Origin of the sequence: Devosia litorisediminis, from assembly GCF_018334155.1 — a bacterium.
In the GTDB taxonomy this organism is placed as follows: domain Bacteria; phylum Pseudomonadota; class Alphaproteobacteria; order Rhizobiales; family Devosiaceae; genus Devosia; species Devosia litorisediminis.
Window position 1 is genome coordinate 2,387,123 of the sequence record NZ_JAGXTP010000001.1, and the last position, 18,329, is coordinate 2,405,451.

At 61.3% G+C, this 18,329-nt stretch carries 19 protein-coding genes; 11 read left to right on the forward strand and 8 right to left on the reverse strand.

All coding sequences use genetic code 11. The features are described 5' to 3' along the window. Window positions 1–31 precede the first annotated feature (31 nt). A complete protein-coding gene (locus tag KD146_RS11360; RefSeq protein WP_212658778.1) occupies window positions 32–679 on the reverse strand; it encodes a histidine phosphatase family protein in 648 nt (215 codons plus the stop codon). 298 nt (window positions 680–977) lie between these two features. Here KD146_RS11360 and KD146_RS11365 point away from each other — a divergent pair, with 298 nt between their 5' ends. Next, window positions 978–2,393, forward strand: coding sequence for an FAD-binding oxidoreductase (locus KD146_RS11365; RefSeq protein WP_212658779.1), 1,416 nt, complete (start codon window positions 978–980; stop codon window positions 2,391–2,393). A gap of 21 nt (window positions 2,394–2,414) precedes the next feature. Next, window positions 2,415–3,011: a hemerythrin domain-containing protein gene (locus KD146_RS11370; protein WP_212658780.1), complete on the forward strand. Its 597-nt coding sequence runs from the start codon at window positions 2,415–2,417 to the stop codon at window positions 3,009–3,011. Window positions 3,012–3,201: 190 nt separating this feature from the next. Here the strand turns inward: KD146_RS11370 and KD146_RS11375 are convergent, their stop codons facing one another. Next, complete coding sequence (locus KD146_RS11375) at window positions 3,202–3,930, reverse strand: SOS response-associated peptidase (protein WP_212658781.1); 729 nt, start codon at window positions 3,928–3,930, stop codon at window positions 3,202–3,204. Between the two features lie 72 nt (window positions 3,931–4,002). Between KD146_RS11375 and KD146_RS18230 the strand changes: the two genes are divergently transcribed. The 3 genes from KD146_RS18230 to KD146_RS11390 all read left to right on the forward strand — a co-directional run bounded on the left by KD146_RS18230 (window position 4,003) and on the right by KD146_RS11390 (window position 5,185). Beyond that, window positions 4,003–4,404: an NUDIX hydrolase gene (locus KD146_RS18230; RefSeq protein ID WP_212658782.1), complete on the forward strand. Its 402-nt coding sequence runs from the start codon at window positions 4,003–4,005 to the stop codon at window positions 4,402–4,404. Between the two features lie 15 nt (window positions 4,405–4,419). Further along, complete coding sequence (locus KD146_RS11385; RefSeq protein WP_212658783.1) at window positions 4,420–4,806, forward strand: TIGR02301 family protein; 387 nt, start codon at window positions 4,420–4,422, stop codon at window positions 4,804–4,806. Window positions 4,807–4,906: 100 nt separating this feature from the next. Next, window positions 4,907–5,185: a hypothetical protein gene (locus tag KD146_RS11390; RefSeq protein WP_345790787.1), complete on the forward strand. Its 279-nt coding sequence runs from the start codon at window positions 4,907–4,909 to the stop codon at window positions 5,183–5,185. A 276-nt stretch (window positions 5,186–5,461) separates the two neighbouring features. Here the strand turns inward: KD146_RS11390 and KD146_RS11395 are convergent, their stop codons facing one another. Next, window positions 5,462–7,285, reverse strand: coding sequence for a methyl-accepting chemotaxis protein (locus KD146_RS11395; RefSeq protein ID WP_212658784.1), 1,824 nt, complete (start codon window positions 7,283–7,285; stop codon window positions 5,462–5,464). A gap of 339 nt (window positions 7,286–7,624) precedes the next feature. After that, a complete protein-coding gene (locus tag KD146_RS11400) occupies window positions 7,625–8,959 on the reverse strand; it encodes a dihydroorotase (protein ID WP_212658785.1) in 1,335 nt (444 codons plus the stop codon). Window positions 8,960–9,027: 68 nt separating this feature from the next. Here KD146_RS11400 and ygfZ point away from each other — a divergent pair, with 68 nt between their 5' ends. The 3 genes from ygfZ (at window position 9,028) to KD146_RS11415 (ending at window position 11,155) form a co-directional block, all read left to right on the forward strand. Then, window positions 9,028–9,867, forward strand: coding sequence for a CAF17-like 4Fe-4S cluster assembly/insertion protein YgfZ (gene ygfZ / locus KD146_RS11405; protein ID WP_212658786.1), 840 nt, complete (start codon window positions 9,028–9,030; stop codon window positions 9,865–9,867). 38 nt (window positions 9,868–9,905) lie between these two features. Continuing rightward, on the forward strand, window positions 9,906–10,508 hold the full coding sequence (locus KD146_RS11410; protein ID WP_212658787.1) for an HD domain-containing protein: 603 nt from the start codon (window positions 9,906–9,908) through the stop codon (window positions 10,506–10,508). Between the two features lie 125 nt (window positions 10,509–10,633). Then, window positions 10,634–11,155 carry a hypothetical protein gene (locus KD146_RS11415; protein ID WP_212658788.1) on the forward strand — a complete coding sequence of 174 codons (522 nt, stop codon included), beginning with the start codon at window positions 10,634–10,636 and terminating at the stop codon, window positions 11,153–11,155. On the opposite strand, the gene KD146_RS11420 is transcribed toward KD146_RS11415, so the two are convergent. From KD146_RS11420 to KD146_RS11430, 3 genes are all read right to left on the reverse strand, one after another. Then, the gene (locus KD146_RS11420) at window positions 11,156–12,115 is read right to left on the reverse strand and encodes a cell wall hydrolase (RefSeq protein ID WP_282220846.1); all 960 of its coding nucleotides are present in this window, start codon (window positions 12,113–12,115) and stop codon (window positions 11,156–11,158) included. It lies immediately after the preceding gene. A gap of 256 nt (window positions 12,116–12,371) precedes the next feature. Continuing rightward, on the reverse strand, window positions 12,372–12,881 hold the full coding sequence (locus KD146_RS11425) for a hypothetical protein (RefSeq protein ID WP_212658790.1): 510 nt from the start codon (window positions 12,879–12,881) through the stop codon (window positions 12,372–12,374). Between the two features lie 126 nt (window positions 12,882–13,007). Further along, entirely contained in the window at window positions 13,008–15,290 is a 2,283-nt protein-coding gene (locus KD146_RS11430; protein ID WP_212658791.1) for a putative PEP-binding protein, read from the reverse strand. A gap of 100 nt (window positions 15,291–15,390) precedes the next feature. On the opposite strand from KD146_RS11430, the gene ispH reads away from it, so the two are divergent. The 3 genes from ispH to rnhA are packed head-to-tail and all read left to right on the forward strand — an operon-like array spanning window position 15,391 to window position 17,328. Beyond that, window positions 15,391–16,362, forward strand: a complete 972-nt coding sequence (ispH, locus tag KD146_RS11435) for a 4-hydroxy-3-methylbut-2-enyl diphosphate reductase (RefSeq protein WP_212658792.1) — start codon at window positions 15,391–15,393, stop codon at window positions 16,360–16,362. Next, window positions 16,359–16,889, forward strand: coding sequence for a GNAT family N-acetyltransferase (locus KD146_RS11440; RefSeq protein ID WP_282558803.1), 531 nt, complete (start codon window positions 16,359–16,361; stop codon window positions 16,887–16,889). The genes ispH and KD146_RS11440 overlap by 4 nt, the downstream gene beginning before the upstream one ends. Continuing rightward, window positions 16,882–17,328: a ribonuclease HI gene (gene rnhA / locus KD146_RS11445; protein WP_212658794.1), complete on the forward strand. Its 447-nt coding sequence runs from the start codon at window positions 16,882–16,884 to the stop codon at window positions 17,326–17,328. The genes KD146_RS11440 and rnhA overlap by 8 nt, the downstream gene beginning before the upstream one ends. On the opposite strand, the gene KD146_RS11450 is transcribed toward rnhA, so the two are convergent. Next, window positions 17,312–18,316: a DUF808 domain-containing protein gene (locus KD146_RS11450; RefSeq protein WP_212658795.1), complete on the reverse strand. Its 1,005-nt coding sequence runs from the start codon at window positions 18,314–18,316 to the stop codon at window positions 17,312–17,314. The two genes, rnhA and KD146_RS11450, sit on opposite strands and share 17 nt — an antisense overlap. Window positions 18,317–18,329: the final 13 nt, after the last annotated feature.

Genomic DNA, 18,329 nt, shown 5'->3' on the forward strand with positions numbered 1-18,329 from the left:
ACGTTCTAGGGGCCTATGGCCGAGTGGTCAATCAACGTGCCGACTGGCGTTGTGCATCCCACGTATTGGCAGCCGAGTGCAGCGCCATCTGCCGACCCGTGAAATGGGCAATCACCCCCTGCGGCGGCGGCCAGTTGAGCACATCGGCCCGCTCGGCGCCCTCGACCAGATGGCGCAGCACGCGCAGCACACCGCCATGGGCGACAACCACGGCGTTTTGCGTCAGCTCCTGCGCGAAATCGAGCAGGCGATTGGCCACATCATCATAGTTTTCGCCGTTTTCGGGCCGGAAGTGCCAGTAGCTGGCATCGCGCTGGCCCGGCGCCTGAGCCATTTCCGCGCTGAGATCAGCGTGCAGCCGGCCTTCCAGATCGCCGAATGAAATCTCGATCAGCCGCTTGTCGAGAATGACAGGGGGCAGCTCGATATCGAAAGCGGCGCGCATGCGGTCCATGGTTTCGGATGCGCGGCTGAGCGGGGAGGCAAACCAGTTCAGCGATGTGGGATCAACACCATCGCGTTCGAGCATTTCGCGCAGCAGAATGCCATTGGCATCGGCCTGCAACTGCCCGGTCCTGTTGAGCGGAATATCCTTGCTGCCCTGGTAGCGCTGTTCGCGGTTCCAGTCCGTTTCGCCGTGCCGGGCAAAGTAAAAATCCGGCCATTGAAAGGTCGTCATGCTCAATCCCGCTCTCGCCAGTGCGTACTGGCGTTTGTTGGCCCCAGATGATGGGCAGTTTCGGCGCTGGCGTTGGCGCCCGGTTGACGGGCAGCAGCACGCCGATGACAGCGACGCCAGTACCAAATTAGTGGATCTTGCTTCTGACACCACCGGCCAGAGCGACTGGCAGCTATGTGGTGCCACCAGCAGAATTGATATTATGTCGTACTGGAGTCGTTGGCCCGCTTGTGGCACATGGCACCCTGATGGGGCAAGATTGCCGCGCGTTTCGAGATCACCAGACAACGGAATTTCAATGTCGGTTTCCGCCGCCACCATTGTCGACCAGCTCACGGCCCTGCTTGGTGCCAATGCCGTGATCGGGGAGCCGGGACAGATGGGGATCTATCTGCACGAGCCGCGCAAGCGCTTCCACACGGGGGCCGCCGCGGTGGTCATGCCCAGTTCGATCGAACAGGTGCAGGCCATCGTGCGCTGGGCCAATGCAGCCGGCGTCGGCATCATCGCCCAGGGCGGCAATACCGGTCTGGTCGGGGCGCAGGTGCCCCTGCGCGGCGACGAGGTGATCATCAGTATGGCCAAGCTGGACCGCATCCGCGCCGTTGATACGGCCGCAGGCACCATGACCGCCGAAGCCGGGGTCATTCTGGAAAATGCCCACGCCGCTGCCGAAGCGCAAAACACCATCTTCCCGCTCTGGCTGGCCTCCCAGGGCTCGGCGCGAATTGGCGGTCTGCTGGCCTCCAATGCCGGTGGCGTCAATGTGCTGGCCTATGGCAATGCGCGCGAGCTGACCATGGGCGTCGAGGCTGTCATGGCCGACGGGCAGCGCTATCAGGGGCTGAACTCACTGAAAAAGGACAATACCGGCTACGATCTGCGCGATCTGCTGGTCGGCTCGGAGGGCACACTGGGCATCATCACGGCAGCCACGCTCAAGCTGTTCCCCAAGCCCGAAGACTACGAGACCACCATCGTCAACATTGCCGGGCCCGAAGCGGCGCTACCGCTGTTTGAATTGCTGCGGGCACGCATTGGTGGCCGGCTCAACGCTTTTGAGCTGGTGCCCCATATCGGGCTGGAAATGCAGCTCAAGCACGGATTTCTGGATTCCGACCCCACTGCCGGGGCCTCGCCCTGGTATGCGCTGATCGAAGTGGCGCGCATGCAGGGCGGCGAGGCAGGCAGCCTGATGAGCGCCATCGAGACCGCCTTTGAACAGGGCTTGATCGACAATGCCGTGTTTGCCGAGTCGCTGGCTGACCGCACCCGCATGTGGTCGTTCCGCGAACAGATGAGCGAGGTGCAATCCAAGGAAGGCGCCTCGATCAAGCATGACGTCTCGGTGCCGATTGCCGCGGTGCCGCAACTGATCGCCGAAGGCATTGCAGCGGGCGAGCGCGTTTCGCCGGGCATTCGCGCCGTGCCGTTCGGGCATATGGGCGATGGCAATATCCACTTCAATTTCAGCCAGCCCGAGGGCGCTGATCCCAAGGCGTTCATGGCCGAATATGACGAGAAGCTGCACGAGGCGATCTACGAGATCGTGCTCAAGCTGGGCGGTTCGGTGTCGGCCGAGCATGGCATTGGCCAGCTCAAGGTGGACCTGCTCAAGCAGGTCAAGGATCCCGTGGCGCTCTCGCTGATGCGCACCATCAAGACTGCGCTTGATCCGAAGGGCATTCTGAACCCCGGCAAGATGCTGGGCTGACGGTTACAAAATGGTGCCGTCTTGTCCCCAGCGGCAAAGCGGCCCATCTATTGCGCCATGTTGCTCAATATCGCCTTTCTCGACGACGCCACCCGTCCCCCCGCCCCCAGGCTTGAGGGCCTGACCGACGCCCAGCGTCAGCCGGGCCAGCATCTCAAGATGATCCATGATCATCTGCGCGATAACATGGCCACGCTGGGCAAGCTGATCGCGCGCGCCAAGGCCGGCAGCATCACGCCCGCCGAGATCGCGGCTGAAACCGGCGATCTGGCAATGGTCTCGAACTATCGCCGCTTCGGCAATCTGTGCGGGCAGTATTGTCAGATCGTGCACACCCACCATTCCATCGAGGATTATGCGATCTTCCCGGCGCTGGCCGAGCAGGGTCCGGTATTCAAGGCCATTGCCGAGCGGCTGCAGGCCGAGCATGTGGTGGTCCATGAATTGCTGCTGGCACTGGTCGACGCGCTCAACGCGCTGGCCGGCGAGCCTACCCAGGCGCGGTTCGAAGAGACCCGGGAAATCTATCAGGCACTGGAGCGCGTGCTGCTGTCTCACCTTGGCTACGAGGAAGAGGCCATGGGCGACGCGCTGGGCTATTTCGATATCGGCGTCTAGGGGGTCAGGGCCTCAGACGCGGGTCGACCTGTTTGGTTGCCCCATCCCCTCATAACCTCCCCCTGTCGAGGGGAGGAATTGGTCTTGCGATTGTTGAGTATTTTGCCCGCAGCCCGCTCTGATTCCTCCCCCTATCAGGGGGAGGCCAGGAGGGGGTGAAGCCGCAGTAACAAAGCTCGCAAGATATCCCCTAAAACAGATCCAGCTGCCCGCCGCCGCCAGCGACCTTGCGCACCGGTTCCGGCTTTTCCACCGTCACCGGCACAATCAGCCCCGGATCATCATCGCGCGCAGAATTGACCCGGGTCGACACGGGATGAAATTTCAGCGCCCCATCGGGCAGCGGCAGCGCCAGTTGGGCGGCGGTGTTGGCGCGCACATCACGTACGTTGAGCCAGTCATCGATCGCCTGCCCTTGCAGGATCGCAGGCATGCGATGATGGATGGGCGCGAGCTGGCCATTGGTCGGCACCGTGATGGTGGAGAGGCTATCGATCTCTTCGCCCTCGGGGCCACTCCAGGTGGCGTAGAGCCCGGCCAGCGCCATGGGCCGATCGTCCTCGAAGGTGATGTAATAGGGCTGCTTGGACTTGTCGGGATTGGTGTGCCACTCGTAATAGCCACTGGCGGGAATGATGCAGCGGCCATGCTTGAGGGCATCGCGGAAGGCGGGCTTTTCGCCCATGGTTTCCACCCGCGCATTGACCAGCAGCGGAAATTCGCGTGGATCCTTGACCCAGCGCGGCACCAGGCCCCAGCGTGCAAAATGACCCTCGCGGCGACCGCCCTCTTCCCAGATCGCGGCAACGGGCTGGGTCGGGGCGATATTGTAGCGCGGCACCATCTCGATGTGATTGAGCAGCTTGAACAGCTCTTCCATCATTTCAGGTGGCAATGTGGAGGCATAGCGTCCGCACATGTTCGATGTCTCCCAATTGGCCAACAACAGGTAGTGTGTGAACCAACGAATCGCAATTGGACGCCCAAACCTGTGACCGACAAACTCCCCAATGCCGCCAGCGTGGCTCTGGTGCGCGATGGCAAGGTGCTGCTGATCAAGCGCGCCTATGAACCCTACAAGGATTTGTGGACCCTGCCGGGCGGCCGCATTGAGCCCGGCGAGACCATCGAGCAATGCGCGGCGCGCGAAATCACCGAGGAAGTGGGCATCACCATCCGCAATCCCCGGCCGGTGATCCTGCAGGCGCTGGGGCGCGACGAGGCCTTCATGCTCCAGGTATTCGTGACGGGCGACTTCACCGGCAAGGTGACGCCCTCCGACGAGGTTGCCGATCATCTGTGGGTGGATCCAACGGCGCTGATCGCCTTTCGCACCACCAGCCGCCTTGATGACGTTCTCGCCAGGGCCTTCGCAGTGATGGGGCAAAGCTGATACAGGAGGCGGGTATTGTTGCGGACCGCCATGAAAAACCTGCGCCAAATTGCCATCGCCGCCTGTCTGCTCGTGCTGGGCGCCCTGCCCGCGCTGGCGATTGATCCGCCTTATCAGCGGCAGATGGAGCGCCTCTCGGAAATTATGGGGAGCCTCTATTTCCTGCAGCCGCTATGCGGCACCAACCGGACGGACTGGCGCGCGCAAATGGCCGATCTGATCGCGCTGGACCAGCCCGATGAGGACCGTCGCCAGCGGCTGGCCGGTGCCTTCAACGAAGGCTATACCGCCTATGCGCGGTTCCATCGGGCCTGCACCCCCGCTGCCAGTGCGGCGCTGTCGCGCCTGCTTGATGAGGCCGAACGCACCGCCCGCGACATTCACACCCGGTTCGCAGAGTAGTCCGGCTCTGCTATGGGTTGGATACAAACGCGTACGACTTGTTAACCTTCGGGTTACTTCTGCCGCGCCCACCGCAACAGCCTGTGCTACCCGAGGTGTTATGACGACGAGCAAGACCATGTTTGCACCCGCTTCGGGCCTGGGCGTTTTCGACCGCGAAAGCGGCGAGCGTCAGATCGCGCTGGAATATCTGGCCGAGGCCTGGAACGAAGCTGAAGAAGATGGCGTGCAAAGCGGCTCGCTGGCCCATGCATCGCTGTTTGCGGCGCTGGCCACGCTGGTCAAGATGCACGGCGACGAAGCCGCTGCCGACCTGGTCGCCATGCTCCCCGACCGCATCCGCTCGGGCGAATACAATCTCGACAAGATATTGCAGTAGGGCCGTTCTAGGCCTGAAAGCGTCCACTGAAATTCAGCGACCCGGACGCGGTTTGCGACCCCATTTCAGACATTCAGGCCGATAAGCCTTGACGCCGAAACAAGCCGCTCACCACCCACCGCGCGTCACCCTCGGCCTTGACCCGAGGGTTCTTCACTGACGATCCCATCCCAGAACTCGCGCCGCCTCTGCCCCTGCCGAAACCATGAAGTACAGTACCCTCGGCTCAAGGCCGAGGGTGACGACAGGTGGGAGAGCGGCCACGCAGCGACTAAATTAGAACTCGTTCCAGTCTTGCTTGATGGCCGCATTGCCGTTCACCGCATAGGCCTTGGCAGCGTTGCCGGCGCGATACTGCTGCGACTTGATGTCAGTTGCAGTCTGTTTGTGGGCCACTGGGGGCGCGTGCCGTGCCGACGGTTTGGCAACAGTCTCGCGATGTTCAACGGTGAAGACTTCGACGATCTGATCCAGCTCGCTCGCCTGCGTTTCGGTCTGCTCCAGAGCCGCGTTCATTTCCTCGACAAGCGCCGCATTGTGCTGGGTCATTTCGTCCATATCGCGAACTGAAGTGCTCACCTCGACTATGGCAGTTGACTGTTCTTGGGTGGCGTGAGCGATCTCGGTGATCAGCTCGCTGTTCTGACGAACGCTTTCGACCATGTCGTTCAGCTTGGCTGCGGCAGTAGAGACCAGCTTGGAGCCCGACTCCACCTCTTCGGCAGAACGCTCGACCAGAACTTTGACGTCCGAGGACGCACTGGCCGCTGACTGTGCCAGTCGGCGCACTTCCACTGCGACCACGGCAAAACCTTTGCCGGCGTCCCCCGCACGGGCCGCTTCTACCGAAGCATTCAGGGCTAGCAGGTTGGTCTGGAAGGCGATATCATCAATCATACCGATGATGTTGGAGATCTTGGCAGAGGATACTGAAATCCGCTCCATTGCCTGATTTGCTTCGCCCATAACCACGCCTGTGCTGCTAGCGGCTTCGGACACGGCAAGAGAACGGGTGTTTGCCGCCTCGCTACGCTTGGCATTTTCCTGCACCGTGGTGGAGAGCTGCTCCATGGCAGCGCTGGTTTCTTCGATGGCGGCGGCCTGGCGGGTCGTCCGGTCTGCCAGATCATTGGCGCCCGACAGGATTTCGCCCGTCGCGGTCTTCAGGATTGCCGAGGTTTCGCGCAGCTGGGACATGATGCTGGCGAACTTTTCCACCGTATCATTGAAGGCAAGGCGCACTTCATCAAGTTCGCCCACTAGCGGAGCGTCGATGCGGGCGGCCAGATCGCCCCCGGCAAGCCTTGATAGACTTGCCCCGATAGTGACTACAGCAGCCTTGCGTGCAGTAATGTCGGTTGCGTATTTGACAACTTTATAAGGGCGGCCATTCATGTCAAAAATCGGGTTGTAGCTCGCCTGGATCCAGACCTCCTTGCCCCCTTTGCCAAGTCGCTGGTATTCGGCAGCCTGATATTCGCCGCGCCCCAAAGCTCTCCAAAACTCGCTGTACTCTTTGCTTCTGGCAAAGTCGGGTACAGCGAACATGCTGTGATGCTGACCCTTAATCTCTTCCAGCCGATAGCCCATCGTCGCACAGAAATTCTCATTGGCGGTTAGGATGGTCCCGGACAGGTCAAACTCAATCACCGCTTGTGACTTCGAGATGGCGGCGAGCTGGCCTCTATAATCAGCATTGGCGAGTTTCTGTGCCGTAACATCGGTCGCAATCTTGATGACCTTAAAGGGCTTCCCTGCTGCGTCCAGAACCGGATTGTAGGAGGCCTGTATCCAGACTTCTTTGCCACCATTGCCGATGCGCTTGTATTCGGCAGCGTTGAATTCACCGTTGCGGAGCCGCGCCCAGAACTCTTGGTAATCTGCGGACTTCGCGTATGAAGGCTCCACAAATATGCTGTGGTGCTTGCCCTGGACGTCATCAAGCTCATAGCTCATTGCCGCCAGAAAATTGGCGTTGGCGGTAAGGATGGTGCCATCGAGATTGAACTCGATAATCGCTTGTGAAGCCGACAGCGCGGCGAGCGTCGCGTGGTCATCCGTTGCTATTTTTCTTTTGGTTCGCGATGTGAACAGTGCCATGGAGCCTTCCGCCTCGTGCATATAAGCAACTCGCTTATGGAGCATACGCACTAATTAATTCCTAAGCAGAACTTATTGTTTGAGGCTGGCTTGAGGCGACGCTGCTCGCCTGCAGACAGTCTGCTAGCATCCCAAACCGACGAACGATTTGCGGTATCCGGCCGATAGAGTGGTGTTGCTGTGGTGGACATGGTCGCAACGCTTGATGTTACCACCGCTCAACGCCACGGCTCACATAGTGCCCGACAGCCTTCTTCCGGCCTCAAATTTGATCGCTGTCTGCTTAACGAACTGACCGCCCTAGTAGCAGACTGTCCGCTACCCGAACCCGACGAAGCGCTATGCGTCCTGTGGCAGTGCTTCCAAGAAGCTGATTGGCTGGCCGGTTGAGGGCGTCACCAGTTCGCCCTGCCACATCACTGTCTTGCCGCGCACAATGGTGCCCACGGGCCAGCCGGTGACCGTGACGCCGTCATAGGGCGTCCAGCCGGCGCGGCTTTTGACGTCGGCATTGCGGATGGTTTCGCGGCGCTTGAGATCGACAATGGTGAGGTCGGCATCATAGCCCACCGCAACACGACCCTTTTTGGCGATGCCGAACAGGCGGTTGGGGCCGGCGCTGGTCATGTCGACAAAGCGCTGCAGGCTGAGTTTTCCGGCATTCACATGGTCGAGCATGATCGGCACCAGGGTCTGCACGCCGGTCATGCCGGAATGGCTGGCGGGGTAAGGGTGATCCTTTTCCTCGCGCGTATGCGGGGCATGATCGGACCCCAGAATATCGGCGACGCCATTGGCCACCCCCGCCCAGATCCCCGCGCGATGCTGGGCATCGCGGACGGGGGGGTTCATCTGCACATAGGTGCCCAGCCGATCATAGGCGGTCTCATCGAGCGTGAGGTGATGCGGGGTTACCTCGACGCTGGCGACGTCCTTGTGATCGGCCAGATAGACCATCTCTTCGGCAGTCGAAATATGCAGCACATGAATGCGCTTGCCGGTCTTGTGGGCCAGACCCACCAGCCGCTTGGTGCAGTTGAGCGCTACTTCGGGCGAGCGCCAGACCGGATGGCTCGATGGATCGCCCTCGACGCGCAGGCCCTTGCGTTGCTCGAGCATGAATTCGTCTTCGGAGTGGAAGGCGGCACGGCGCGAAATGGCATTGAGGATAGCCTCGACGCCATCGTCATCGGCCACCAGCAGTGAGCCGGTGGAACTTCCCATGAACACCTTGATGCCAGCGCAACCGGGCAGTCTTTCGAGTTCGGCCAGTTCGCCGACATTCTCGTGCGTGCCGCCAATATAGAAGGCGAAATCGCAATGCATGCGATTGGTGCCGGCGGCAATCTTGGCCTCAAAGGTTTCCCGGCTGGTGGTCAGCGGGTTGGTGTTGGGCATTTCAAATACGCCCGTCACGCCGCCCATGACGGCGGAAAGGGAACCCGATTGCAGATCTTCCTTGTGGGTCAGGCCCGGCTCGCGGAAGTGCACCTGGGTATCGATGACCCCGGGCAGGATGTGCAGGCCGGTGCAGTCGACGGTTTCGATGGCGCTATCGCCCGACAGATCGCCCAGCGCCGCAATGGTGCCATTGCGCACCGCCACATCGGCCCGGCCTTCGCCATCGTGATTGACCAGTGTCGCGTTCTTGAAAATCGTGTCGTACTGCGCCATGTCTCTGGTCCTGCCGTTCCCCGTGTTAGCCCGGTTTAGCGGAGGCAGCGACCAAGAGGCAAGCGACCATGACCACCCATCTGCGCGCCGACCGTGCCGTATTCCGTTTTTCGGGCGCCGACGCGCATAAACTTCTCAATGACGTCGTCACCGGTCCAATACCCGCCTCGGGCGCCGGAGATGGCGAGCCGGCCGCCGCGTGGGCGCTGCTCTCGCCCCAGGGCAAGATTCTGGCCGAGGGCCTGGCCGGCCATGCCGAAGACGCCATCTGGGTGGACGTGCATGAATCGGTCGCCGACGATTTTTTCAAGCGCATGAAAATGTACCGCCTGCGCGCCCAGGCGGTGATTGACGATCTGCGCGAGAGCCACCGCGTCGGCTTTGCCCAGGATGCGGAACCGGCAGGGATCCGTCACACCGATCGCTTTGGCCCGCTCAATATCGGCTGGCGCGTGATTGCCCCGGTCGAGGCCACCAGCGACTGGATTCAGAACGATGCCTTCTATCAGGCAGAGCGTATCGGCGTCGGCATCGCCCACCAGGGCAATGACTTCGCGGCCAATGAGGCCTTTGCCCATGATATCGGGCTCGACATTCTGGACGGCATCGACTTCGCCAAGGGCTGTTATGTCGGCCAGGAAGTGGTCTCGCGGATGAAACATCGCGGCACCGCCCGCCGCCGCCCGGTGATCGTATCGGGCATTGAGGGGCCTGCCGGTTCGCCCGTAATGGCCGGGGGACGCGAGGCTGGCCAGATTGGTGCTGTCGTGGATGGCCGTGCCGTGGCGATTCTGCGTCTCGACCGCCTCACCGACCTGTCAGCGGTGACGGTTTGCGACAAACCCGTGACGCTGAATCTGCCGGTCTGGGCCGCATACACGTTTGGCGAATCGAGTGCCGATGAGTAGCGTTCAACGCTAACAGTCTGCTAACCAATTGGGGCAAGATGGCACGGACCAGTTCACGGGCCTGGCAACGCATGTTGTCAGGACGCCGCCTAGATATTCTTGACCCCTCGCCGATGGATGTCGAACTGCCCGACATCGCGCATGGCCTGGCCCGCGTTGCCCGCTGGAACGGCCAAACCTATGGCGATTATCCGTTTTCGGTGGCCCAGCACTCAGTGCTGGTACTCGAGCTGTTTCGCGCCAGCAACCCCGATGCAACACCCATTGCCCTGCTTCAGGCACTGCTGCACGACGCCCCCGAATATGTGATGGGCGACATCATCTCGCCCTTCAAGGCCGCGATGGGCGGCAATTACAAGGACGTTGAAAACCGCCTGCTTTCCGCGATTTTCCTGCGCTTTTCGCTGCCCGCAGCGATGACCGGAGCGGTCGCAAAGCTGGTCAAGAAAGCAGACCGCGAGGCCGCGTTTTTCGAGGCGGTTCATCTGGCGGGCTTTGAGGAATCAGAGGCGCGCAAATTCTTCGGCGCACCGGGCCAGCCAGCCTTTGATGTCGATGCATTCGACCGGTTGATCCGCCCCTGGCCCACAGGCGAGGCGCATGATCGCTTCGTGGCGGCCTTCGAAGCAATTTCCCTTTAGTACCAGCACTTTGGCGGCTGTGTATATTAACCTTAACAAGGGATGAACTTTGCGTGTGACAGGTGGCTATGGTTTTTATTCCGTTAACGCGAAACCCGGTTTCGCTTCATTCCGGGACGGAAATCATGGACCTGCCAAGCCGCCACATTCTGATTGGGATGACCTTGGGTGCCATGTGCGCCAGCGTATTGGCTGTCACCGGCCCGGGCGCAGTGGTTGAAACCTTTGCTGACGAGATGCTGAAACCAGCGGTCGTGGCGCCGGGCTTTGACACCACCAAGCTGGTCAGGTTCGAAGACCGGGATTACGAAATTCGGGCCGAAAACTGGGTGTCGCAGGACCCCATTTCGTCCGATGTGGTCAAGAAGGTCGAAGGCGGCCGGGTGTCTTACGTGACCATTGCCACCACCAGCACCGGCACCTATTCGACCGACGGGCTGTTCTCCAACAAGGTGCAATATCCCGGCATCACGGTGGAAGACGTGACCTATCGCCCCAATAATTTCTTCTATTGGCGCAGTGGCGGCTGGTCGAGCTTCAACAGCCGCAAGGTCAACTCGTTCCTCTATATCCGCTCGGGCGACACGCGCGTTAGCACCTGGGGCAATCGCACCTGCGTCAGCGGCAAGGGCTTCCGGGTCTGCTGATCAGCCGAACAGCCAGCCTGCCTTGAAGCGATAGAAAACGTGCAAGCCGATCTGGGTCAGCTTGGTCATGCGGGGCGCCCAGGCCGGGCGGACATAGGTAGCGTGATAGTGCGTCGCGTCGGCCACTTCGGTCAGGTAAAGCTCACCATCGGTGAAGCGACGGGAGATGTCCTCGGCCTGCGCCCATGACTTGGCGTCGTTGATGGATTCGGGAATACCGTCACAGGCAAAGGAGAACTGGCAGGCATTGCGCTTGGTCTGGTTCTGAAACACCACGCCGCAAATGGTATTGGGATAGCGACGATCCTTGACCCGGTTGAGCACCACCTGTGCCACGGCCACCTGGCCGCGATAGCTTTCGCCGCGCGCCTCAAAGTAGATTGCCGTGGACAGGCACCACAGTTCCTTGTCCGAGGTGGCAATGGCCTGTCCGGTTGCAAAGCCGCCGGTGACAGGTGCCGTTTCACGGGCATAGGCGAGCTGCTCAGAGGCCAGCATTGGCATTGGGGTAGCGTCGCTGGTTGGGGCGATACCGGCAATGGCGTCGAGCGCGGCTGCCGTGGATGGATTGATGGCCGCAATGGACATGCGCGGCCCGATCTCGACGTCGCCGGTCGGCTCGATATCGGCAAAGCGCGTCTGGCCCATGGTGGGATCAGCGGGCGCACGCAGGGCTGCCAGGCGGGTACGCACTTCGGCAAAGCTGCGTGAGAAGGCCAGTGCATCGACGGCGGGGCGAACGCGATCGCCCTTCTCGGCGCGATTGGGACCAGTGAAACTGGCAGAAGCAAACAGATTGTTGACCGACCCGGTAATGACGGGATCAACGCCGGAATAGGACAGGCTGGCACTGGCCAGTTTGATTTCGGTGGGAAGTGTTTCAGCGAGGTCGGCAACCGGGCCGAAAGCACCGCCAGTCAGGGCGGCATAGCTCAGCAATCCGAGTGCGGCTACAGCCACAAATCTGGCGATAGGGCGCCCGCGGCGAACCGCTTTAGCCGCGCGCAAACGCGCCACTGGCCGGTGGGAAAAAACCATCTACGCAACTCAACACAACGCAACACAACTACTGATCGGCGATAGAGACGCTAGAATGCCGACAGTGGTGATGATGACTTATTAGGGTTAGCAGCGCGTAAACGGCGTTTTGGGCATGGCAATGGTGCAACCGTGGCACGGAGTGGGCATTGCTGTGATCGGAGCGCGAAGGACGGTTCTAGATGCCGCAGGCCGCGCGGACCGGGACGACTTCAGCGATGAAGGCATCAACCCGGAAGCGGACGGAAAGCGAGCGGGAATTGACCGGGGTTACCCGCGCGGTGAGGTTTGTTGCGCCGGCCAGACCGTCCAGAAACGCGGCAGCGTCGCGGCTATTGTCGAGCACAATGGCCGTGTTGTCAGTGTTGACCGGCAAGGTCTGACTGCGGGCAGCGCGCAGATCGTATTGCAGGGTAATCCCCGCATCGCGACCCAGGGCCGACATGGTATTGCCGGCAAAGGCAAAGGCCACACTGAGCACATCGGCATCACAGGTTACCGTCATGGTGGCTGGCGCACGACCACTGGGCCGGGCGGGGATCAGGGTTTCCGATTGCAACGTTACGCTCAGTCCGCTCTGGGCGGCGGCGTTGTCGCGGAACAGCCCGTCATAACAGGCCAGACGTTCAACATCGGTCTCGATCAAAACGCATTGCGAAATGCCCGTCTGGGCGAATGCAACGGGCATTGGCGCCGCAAACAGGGGCAGTAGTGCTAGAGCCGACAATCGTTTCACGTCGATAAAGTCCCATCCCATTGTGCTGACTTGGTGCCAGCTTGTTCCCCCTGCATATAGGGATTGTGCGACCGCTATTTAAGCGGTGGCCTGCGCCAGTGTCAGCCGGGCAACGGGCACACGATAGGGTGAACAACTGACATAGTCGACGCCCAGCCCCGAGAAGAACTTGAGCGAGGCCGGATCGCCGGCATGTTCGCCGCATATACCGATCTTGAGCCGCGGGTTAGCCGCCCTGCCCCGTTCGATGGCCATGGCGATCAACTCGCCCACGCCTTTCTCGTCAATGGTTACGAACGGATCACGCTCATAGATCCCCTTGCGCTGATAGGCGGCCAGGAATGTTGGCGCATCATCGCGCGAAATGCCGAAGGTTGTCTGGGTCAGATCATTGGTACCGAAGGAAAAGAAATCGACCATATTGGCGATATCGCCCGCACGCAGGCAGGCGCGCGGCAGTTCGATCATGGTGCCAAAGGAGAGTTTGACCCGCTCGGTGCGCAACAGTCCCGAATTGGCGGCGATGGTATTCATGCGCTCGCGCACAAAGGCCACTTCGCTGGCGGTCGAGACGAAGGGCACCATGACCTCGACGGCCACCGGCTCGTCCTGGCTTTCGCTGGCCGCACGCACCCCGGCCATAATGGCCTGCATCTGCATGGAAAGGATTTCGGGATAGGTGATGGCCAGCCGGACGCCGCGATGACCCAGCATCGGATTGACCTCGGCTATGCGTTCGAGGCGCAAGCGCAACTGGCGCACGGCGAGGCCGAGTGACGCAGCGGTTTCCTCGATGTCTTCGTCGGTGCGGGGCAGGAATTCGTGCAGTGGCGGGTCGAACAGCCGCACGGTGACCGGGCGCCCCTTCATGGCCGAGAACAGCGCCGAATAATCGCCGGTCTGATAGCCGACCAGACCATTGACGGCCTGACTGCGATCATCCTCGTCTTCGCTCAGGATCATGCGTCGCAGGGCGACCATGCGTTCGGGCGAAAAGAACATGTGTTCACTGCGGGCCAGACCGATGCCCTCGGCGCCAAAGCTGAGCGCCGTCATCGCCGATTCCACGGTCTCGGCATTGGTGCGCACCGCAATCTTGCGCGAGGCATCGGACCAGTCGAGCAGTGTGCCAATTGCACCACCGATATGGGGCTGGGCCAGCGGCAATGTGCCGACATAGACAGTGCCGTCGCTGCCATCGATGGTGAGCTGATCGCCGGTACGGAATTCGCGCTCTCCGATCCAGCAGATCATTTCGCTGGCGTCGACCGACAGCGTGCGCACGCCCGCAACGCAAGGCTTGCCGGTGATGCGGGCCACCACGCCGGCATGGCTGGACATGCCGCCGCGCGCTGTCAAAATGCCGGTAGCGGCCTTCATACCCTCGATATCGGCGGGGCCGGTTTCGTTGACCACCAGAATGCAGTGTTTGCCGCGCGCCCGTAGACGCGCCGCATCTTCGGGGTTGAATACGATGGTGCCACTGGCCGCACCGGGCGAGACGCCCAACCCCATCGCAATGGGGGCAGCGCCACCGGTGGATTTGAGCCGGGGATGCAGCAATTGGGTCAGGCGGGCCGGATCGACGCGGCTGACGGCGTTCTGCGGCGACCAGACCTTGCGCTTGACCCGGTCAACCGCGGCCTCGAGATCGGCGGCCGCCGACGCCTGGAACGGGCGAGCTGATAGAAACTGCAGCTTGCCGCGCTGAACGGCCACGGCGCAGCACATATGCCGCCCCGCCTTGGCGTCGACCAGCGCCACGAGGGCATCAACCGATTCGGGCAATTTGGGCAGCGGCGCGCCATCGAGCGGCGCCGGGCCCAGAGCCCCGGTCGTGCCGTTGCGGGTGAGGAACTGTTCGATCTCGCCACCGGTCTGGGCCTGCACGAGAATGATCTGCTTGCTGCGATCATCATCGGGGCGCCCGGTCCAGCCATGGCCAAAGCCATAGCTGTCAAAGGCGTTCTTGATCGCCTTGGCCAAGGCGCGGTTGGGGTCTACCGAATCTTCGGGATTGGCCGGGGCCGCGATACCCAGCTTTGCGGGCATCAGGCCTGCATTGTGCTTGGCGGCGGAGGTGCGCACCACAAGCGGAGGCGGCGCACCATCCTTGTCGACCAGCTTGAACAGGCAGGCGACCCAGTGGGTGCGCAGCCGTACATCCTTGCGCGTGCGTTCAGACTGCAGGGCCTCCCATGCAGCGCGAGTCAAAACGATGGTGGGGACGGTCGGATATCCGGCTTCACCGACACGATAAATCCAGCGCGCTTTGCCGCTGAGCAGCTTGAGCTGGCTCGCAGACAGGTTCGCCTTCCCCATTGCGGGGGCAATCGCGAACATTTCCTGCGCCAAACTCACGGGTAAGTCCTTGCTTTTCTTGCACCGGCATCATGCCTGTGCCTGTTGGTCGCTGCAACAAGACTTGACTTGCCGGCGTGACGAAAGCATCTCATCTCATATGGAAAAGCGGCCACAACTAGACATTCTGCTCTGCGCCCCCCGCGGTTTTTGCGCCGGGGTCGATCGCGCCATCCAGATTGTTGAACTCGCCCTCGAGAAATACGGCGCTCCTGTCTATGTGCGTCACGCCATCGTTCATAACAAATATGTGGTCGATGGTCTGCGTGACAAAGGCGCCATTTTTGTCGAGGAATTGAGCGAAATACCGGAGACCGAAGCACCGGTGGTGTTCTCGGCTCATGGCGTTCCGAAATCCGTGCCGGCAGATGCCAAGAGCCGCAACATGTTCTTTCTGGACGCCACGTGTCCGCTGGTGAGCAAGGTGCATGTCGAGGCGCAGCGTCATTTTGCCGAAGGTCACGAAATCGTGCTGATCGGCCACAAGGGCCATCCTGAAGTCGTGGGCACTATGGGGCAATTGCCGGTTGGCGCCATCACGCTGATCGAGACCGTGGCCGATGCCATGGTGTTTGAGCCGCGCGATCCCGACACGCTGGCGTTTGTCACCCAGACCACACTGTCGGTTGACGACACCCGCGAGATCGTCAACGCGCTCAAGGAACGCTTTCCGGCCATCAATGGCCCGCACAAGGAAGACATCTGCTACGCTACCACCAACCGGCAGGAGGCCATCAAGGCCGTCGCGCCCGAGGTGGATGCCATGATCGTTGTTGGCTCGCCCAATTCATCCAATTCGCTGCGTCTTGTGGAAGTCGCCGAAAGAGCAGGCTGCAAGGTCTCCATGCTGGTGGACCGTGCGTCGGAAATTGACTGGGCACGGTTTGAGGGCATCAGGACACTGGGCGTATCAGCGGGGGCTTCGGCGCCTGAGAAGCTGGTCGACGAGGTGATCGAAGCCTTTGCCCAACGCTATGACATCAAGGTCGAGGCCCGGGTGACCGCCAAGGAAAACATCGCCTTCAACATTCCGCGCGAGCTGCGGGCGATCGAAGCTGCCGTCACGCAATGATCGATCGCGTCTTGATTGAGACCGACCGCTTGTTGCTGTCTGGATGGTCGATGGATCAACTGCCAGATCTGGTTCGCCTGCATGGCGATCCCGAGATTGCCAGATATCTCAGCGCCAGCGGCGAACCCTGGTCCCAGGCGCAGGCAGAAGCGGCGCTGGCAGGCTGGGTCGAACTGTTCGAAACCTGCCAGCTGGGCAAGTTGCGGGTGACGCGCAAATCCGACGGTGTCCTGATCGGACGAGCGGGCTATGGGGTTTATCCCCGCACAGGCGAACCCGAGCTAGGATATGCCCTGTTTGGTGAGCACCATGGGCAGGGTTATGCGACAGAAGCGGCATCGGCACTGCGCGACTGGATCTTTGCCGAGACCGAGCATAACCACTTCATCGGCTTTGCCGATACGCGCAATGAGCCCTCGCTGGCAGTGCTAAGGCGGATCGGCATGGTGCCAACGCATCTGGAAACGGAGCCAGGCGGACTTGTCTGCCAGTTCCACGTCTATAACCGGCCGAGGGCGCATGACTGACACGGTGATTATCCACACTGACGGCGCCTGTTCGGGCAATCCAGGCCCCGGTGGCTGGGGCGCCATTCTGCAATATGGCGACAAGACCAAGGAATTGTGCGGCGGCGCTGAGCTGACCACCAACAACAAAATGGAACTGACCGCCGCCATTGAGGCGCTCAACGCGTTGACGCGACCCTGCGAGATCGAACTCCACACCGACAGCCAATATGTCAAGAATGGCGTACAAAGCTGGATGAAGGGCTGGAAGAAAAACGGCTGGCGCACGGCCGACAAGAAGCCGGTCAAGAACCTCGAACTCTGGCAGGCGCTCGATGAGGCCACCAAGCGCCACACCATCGACTGGCGCTGGGTCAAGGGCCATGCCGGGCACGATCTGAACGAGCGCGCCGATCAGCTCGCCAATGATGGCATGGCGCCGTTCAAGAACGGTCGCTAGGGCGCCGGTTCAGCACGGTCTGGGCCAGTGGCTTGAGTGCCCTGGCGATCGGGGCGATGACAAAACCCACGACAGGGATCAACAGACCGCCCAGGATCAGGCCACCGATCCCGTCGATCAGCGCCATCATGAACCAGCCCGCAAACCCTGCAATAGCGGGCAGAGCGTGCGCGGCCCACTCGGACGCGCCTTCGATGAAGTGCTCGGGCCCGGTGATGCCGAATTCGACCAGACCATGGGCAATGATGCCGCCGCCGACCCAGATCATGGCGGCCGTGCCGACCACGCTTAGAGCCTGCATGAACGCAGGCATGCCCTTGACCAGTGCCCGGCCAAAACCGCGGCCTGCGCCGGTACGGCCATTGTTGGCCATCCACAGGCCGAAGTCGTCGCCCTTCACGATCAAAGCAACACCGCCATAGACCACCACGGTGATGCCAATGGCCACCAGGGCCAGGATCAAGGCGCGCGAGATGACGTCTGGCGCCTCAATGGCCGAGAGGGCAATGGTCATGATTTCTGCTGACAGGATGAAATCGGTCTGGATCGCGCCAGCGATCTTCTGGTCTTCAAGCGCCTCGGCATTGACGGCGACAGGTTCAAGACCAGCCTCATGGGCCTCTGCCTCATGCGGCGCGAGGGCATGAAACACTTTCTCGGCGCCCTCATAACAGAGATAGGCCCCGCCGATCATCAGCAGCGGGGTGATGAGCCAAGGCACGAACGTGCTGAGCACCAGTGCTGCCGGCAACAGGATGATGAGCTTGTTCTTGATTGAGCCGCGCGCGATGGCCCCGACAATGGGAAGCTCGCGATCTGCGCTGAAGCCGTCAACATAGCGCGGCGTCACCGCTGCATCGTCGATCACCGCGCCTGCTGCCTTGACCCCGGCCTTGGCAGCCTGTCCGGCAATATCGTCCAGTGACGCAGCGGCCACCTTGACCAGACCGGCAACATCATCAAGCAGTGCAAGCAGTCCGACGCTCATCGAGAATCCCCCA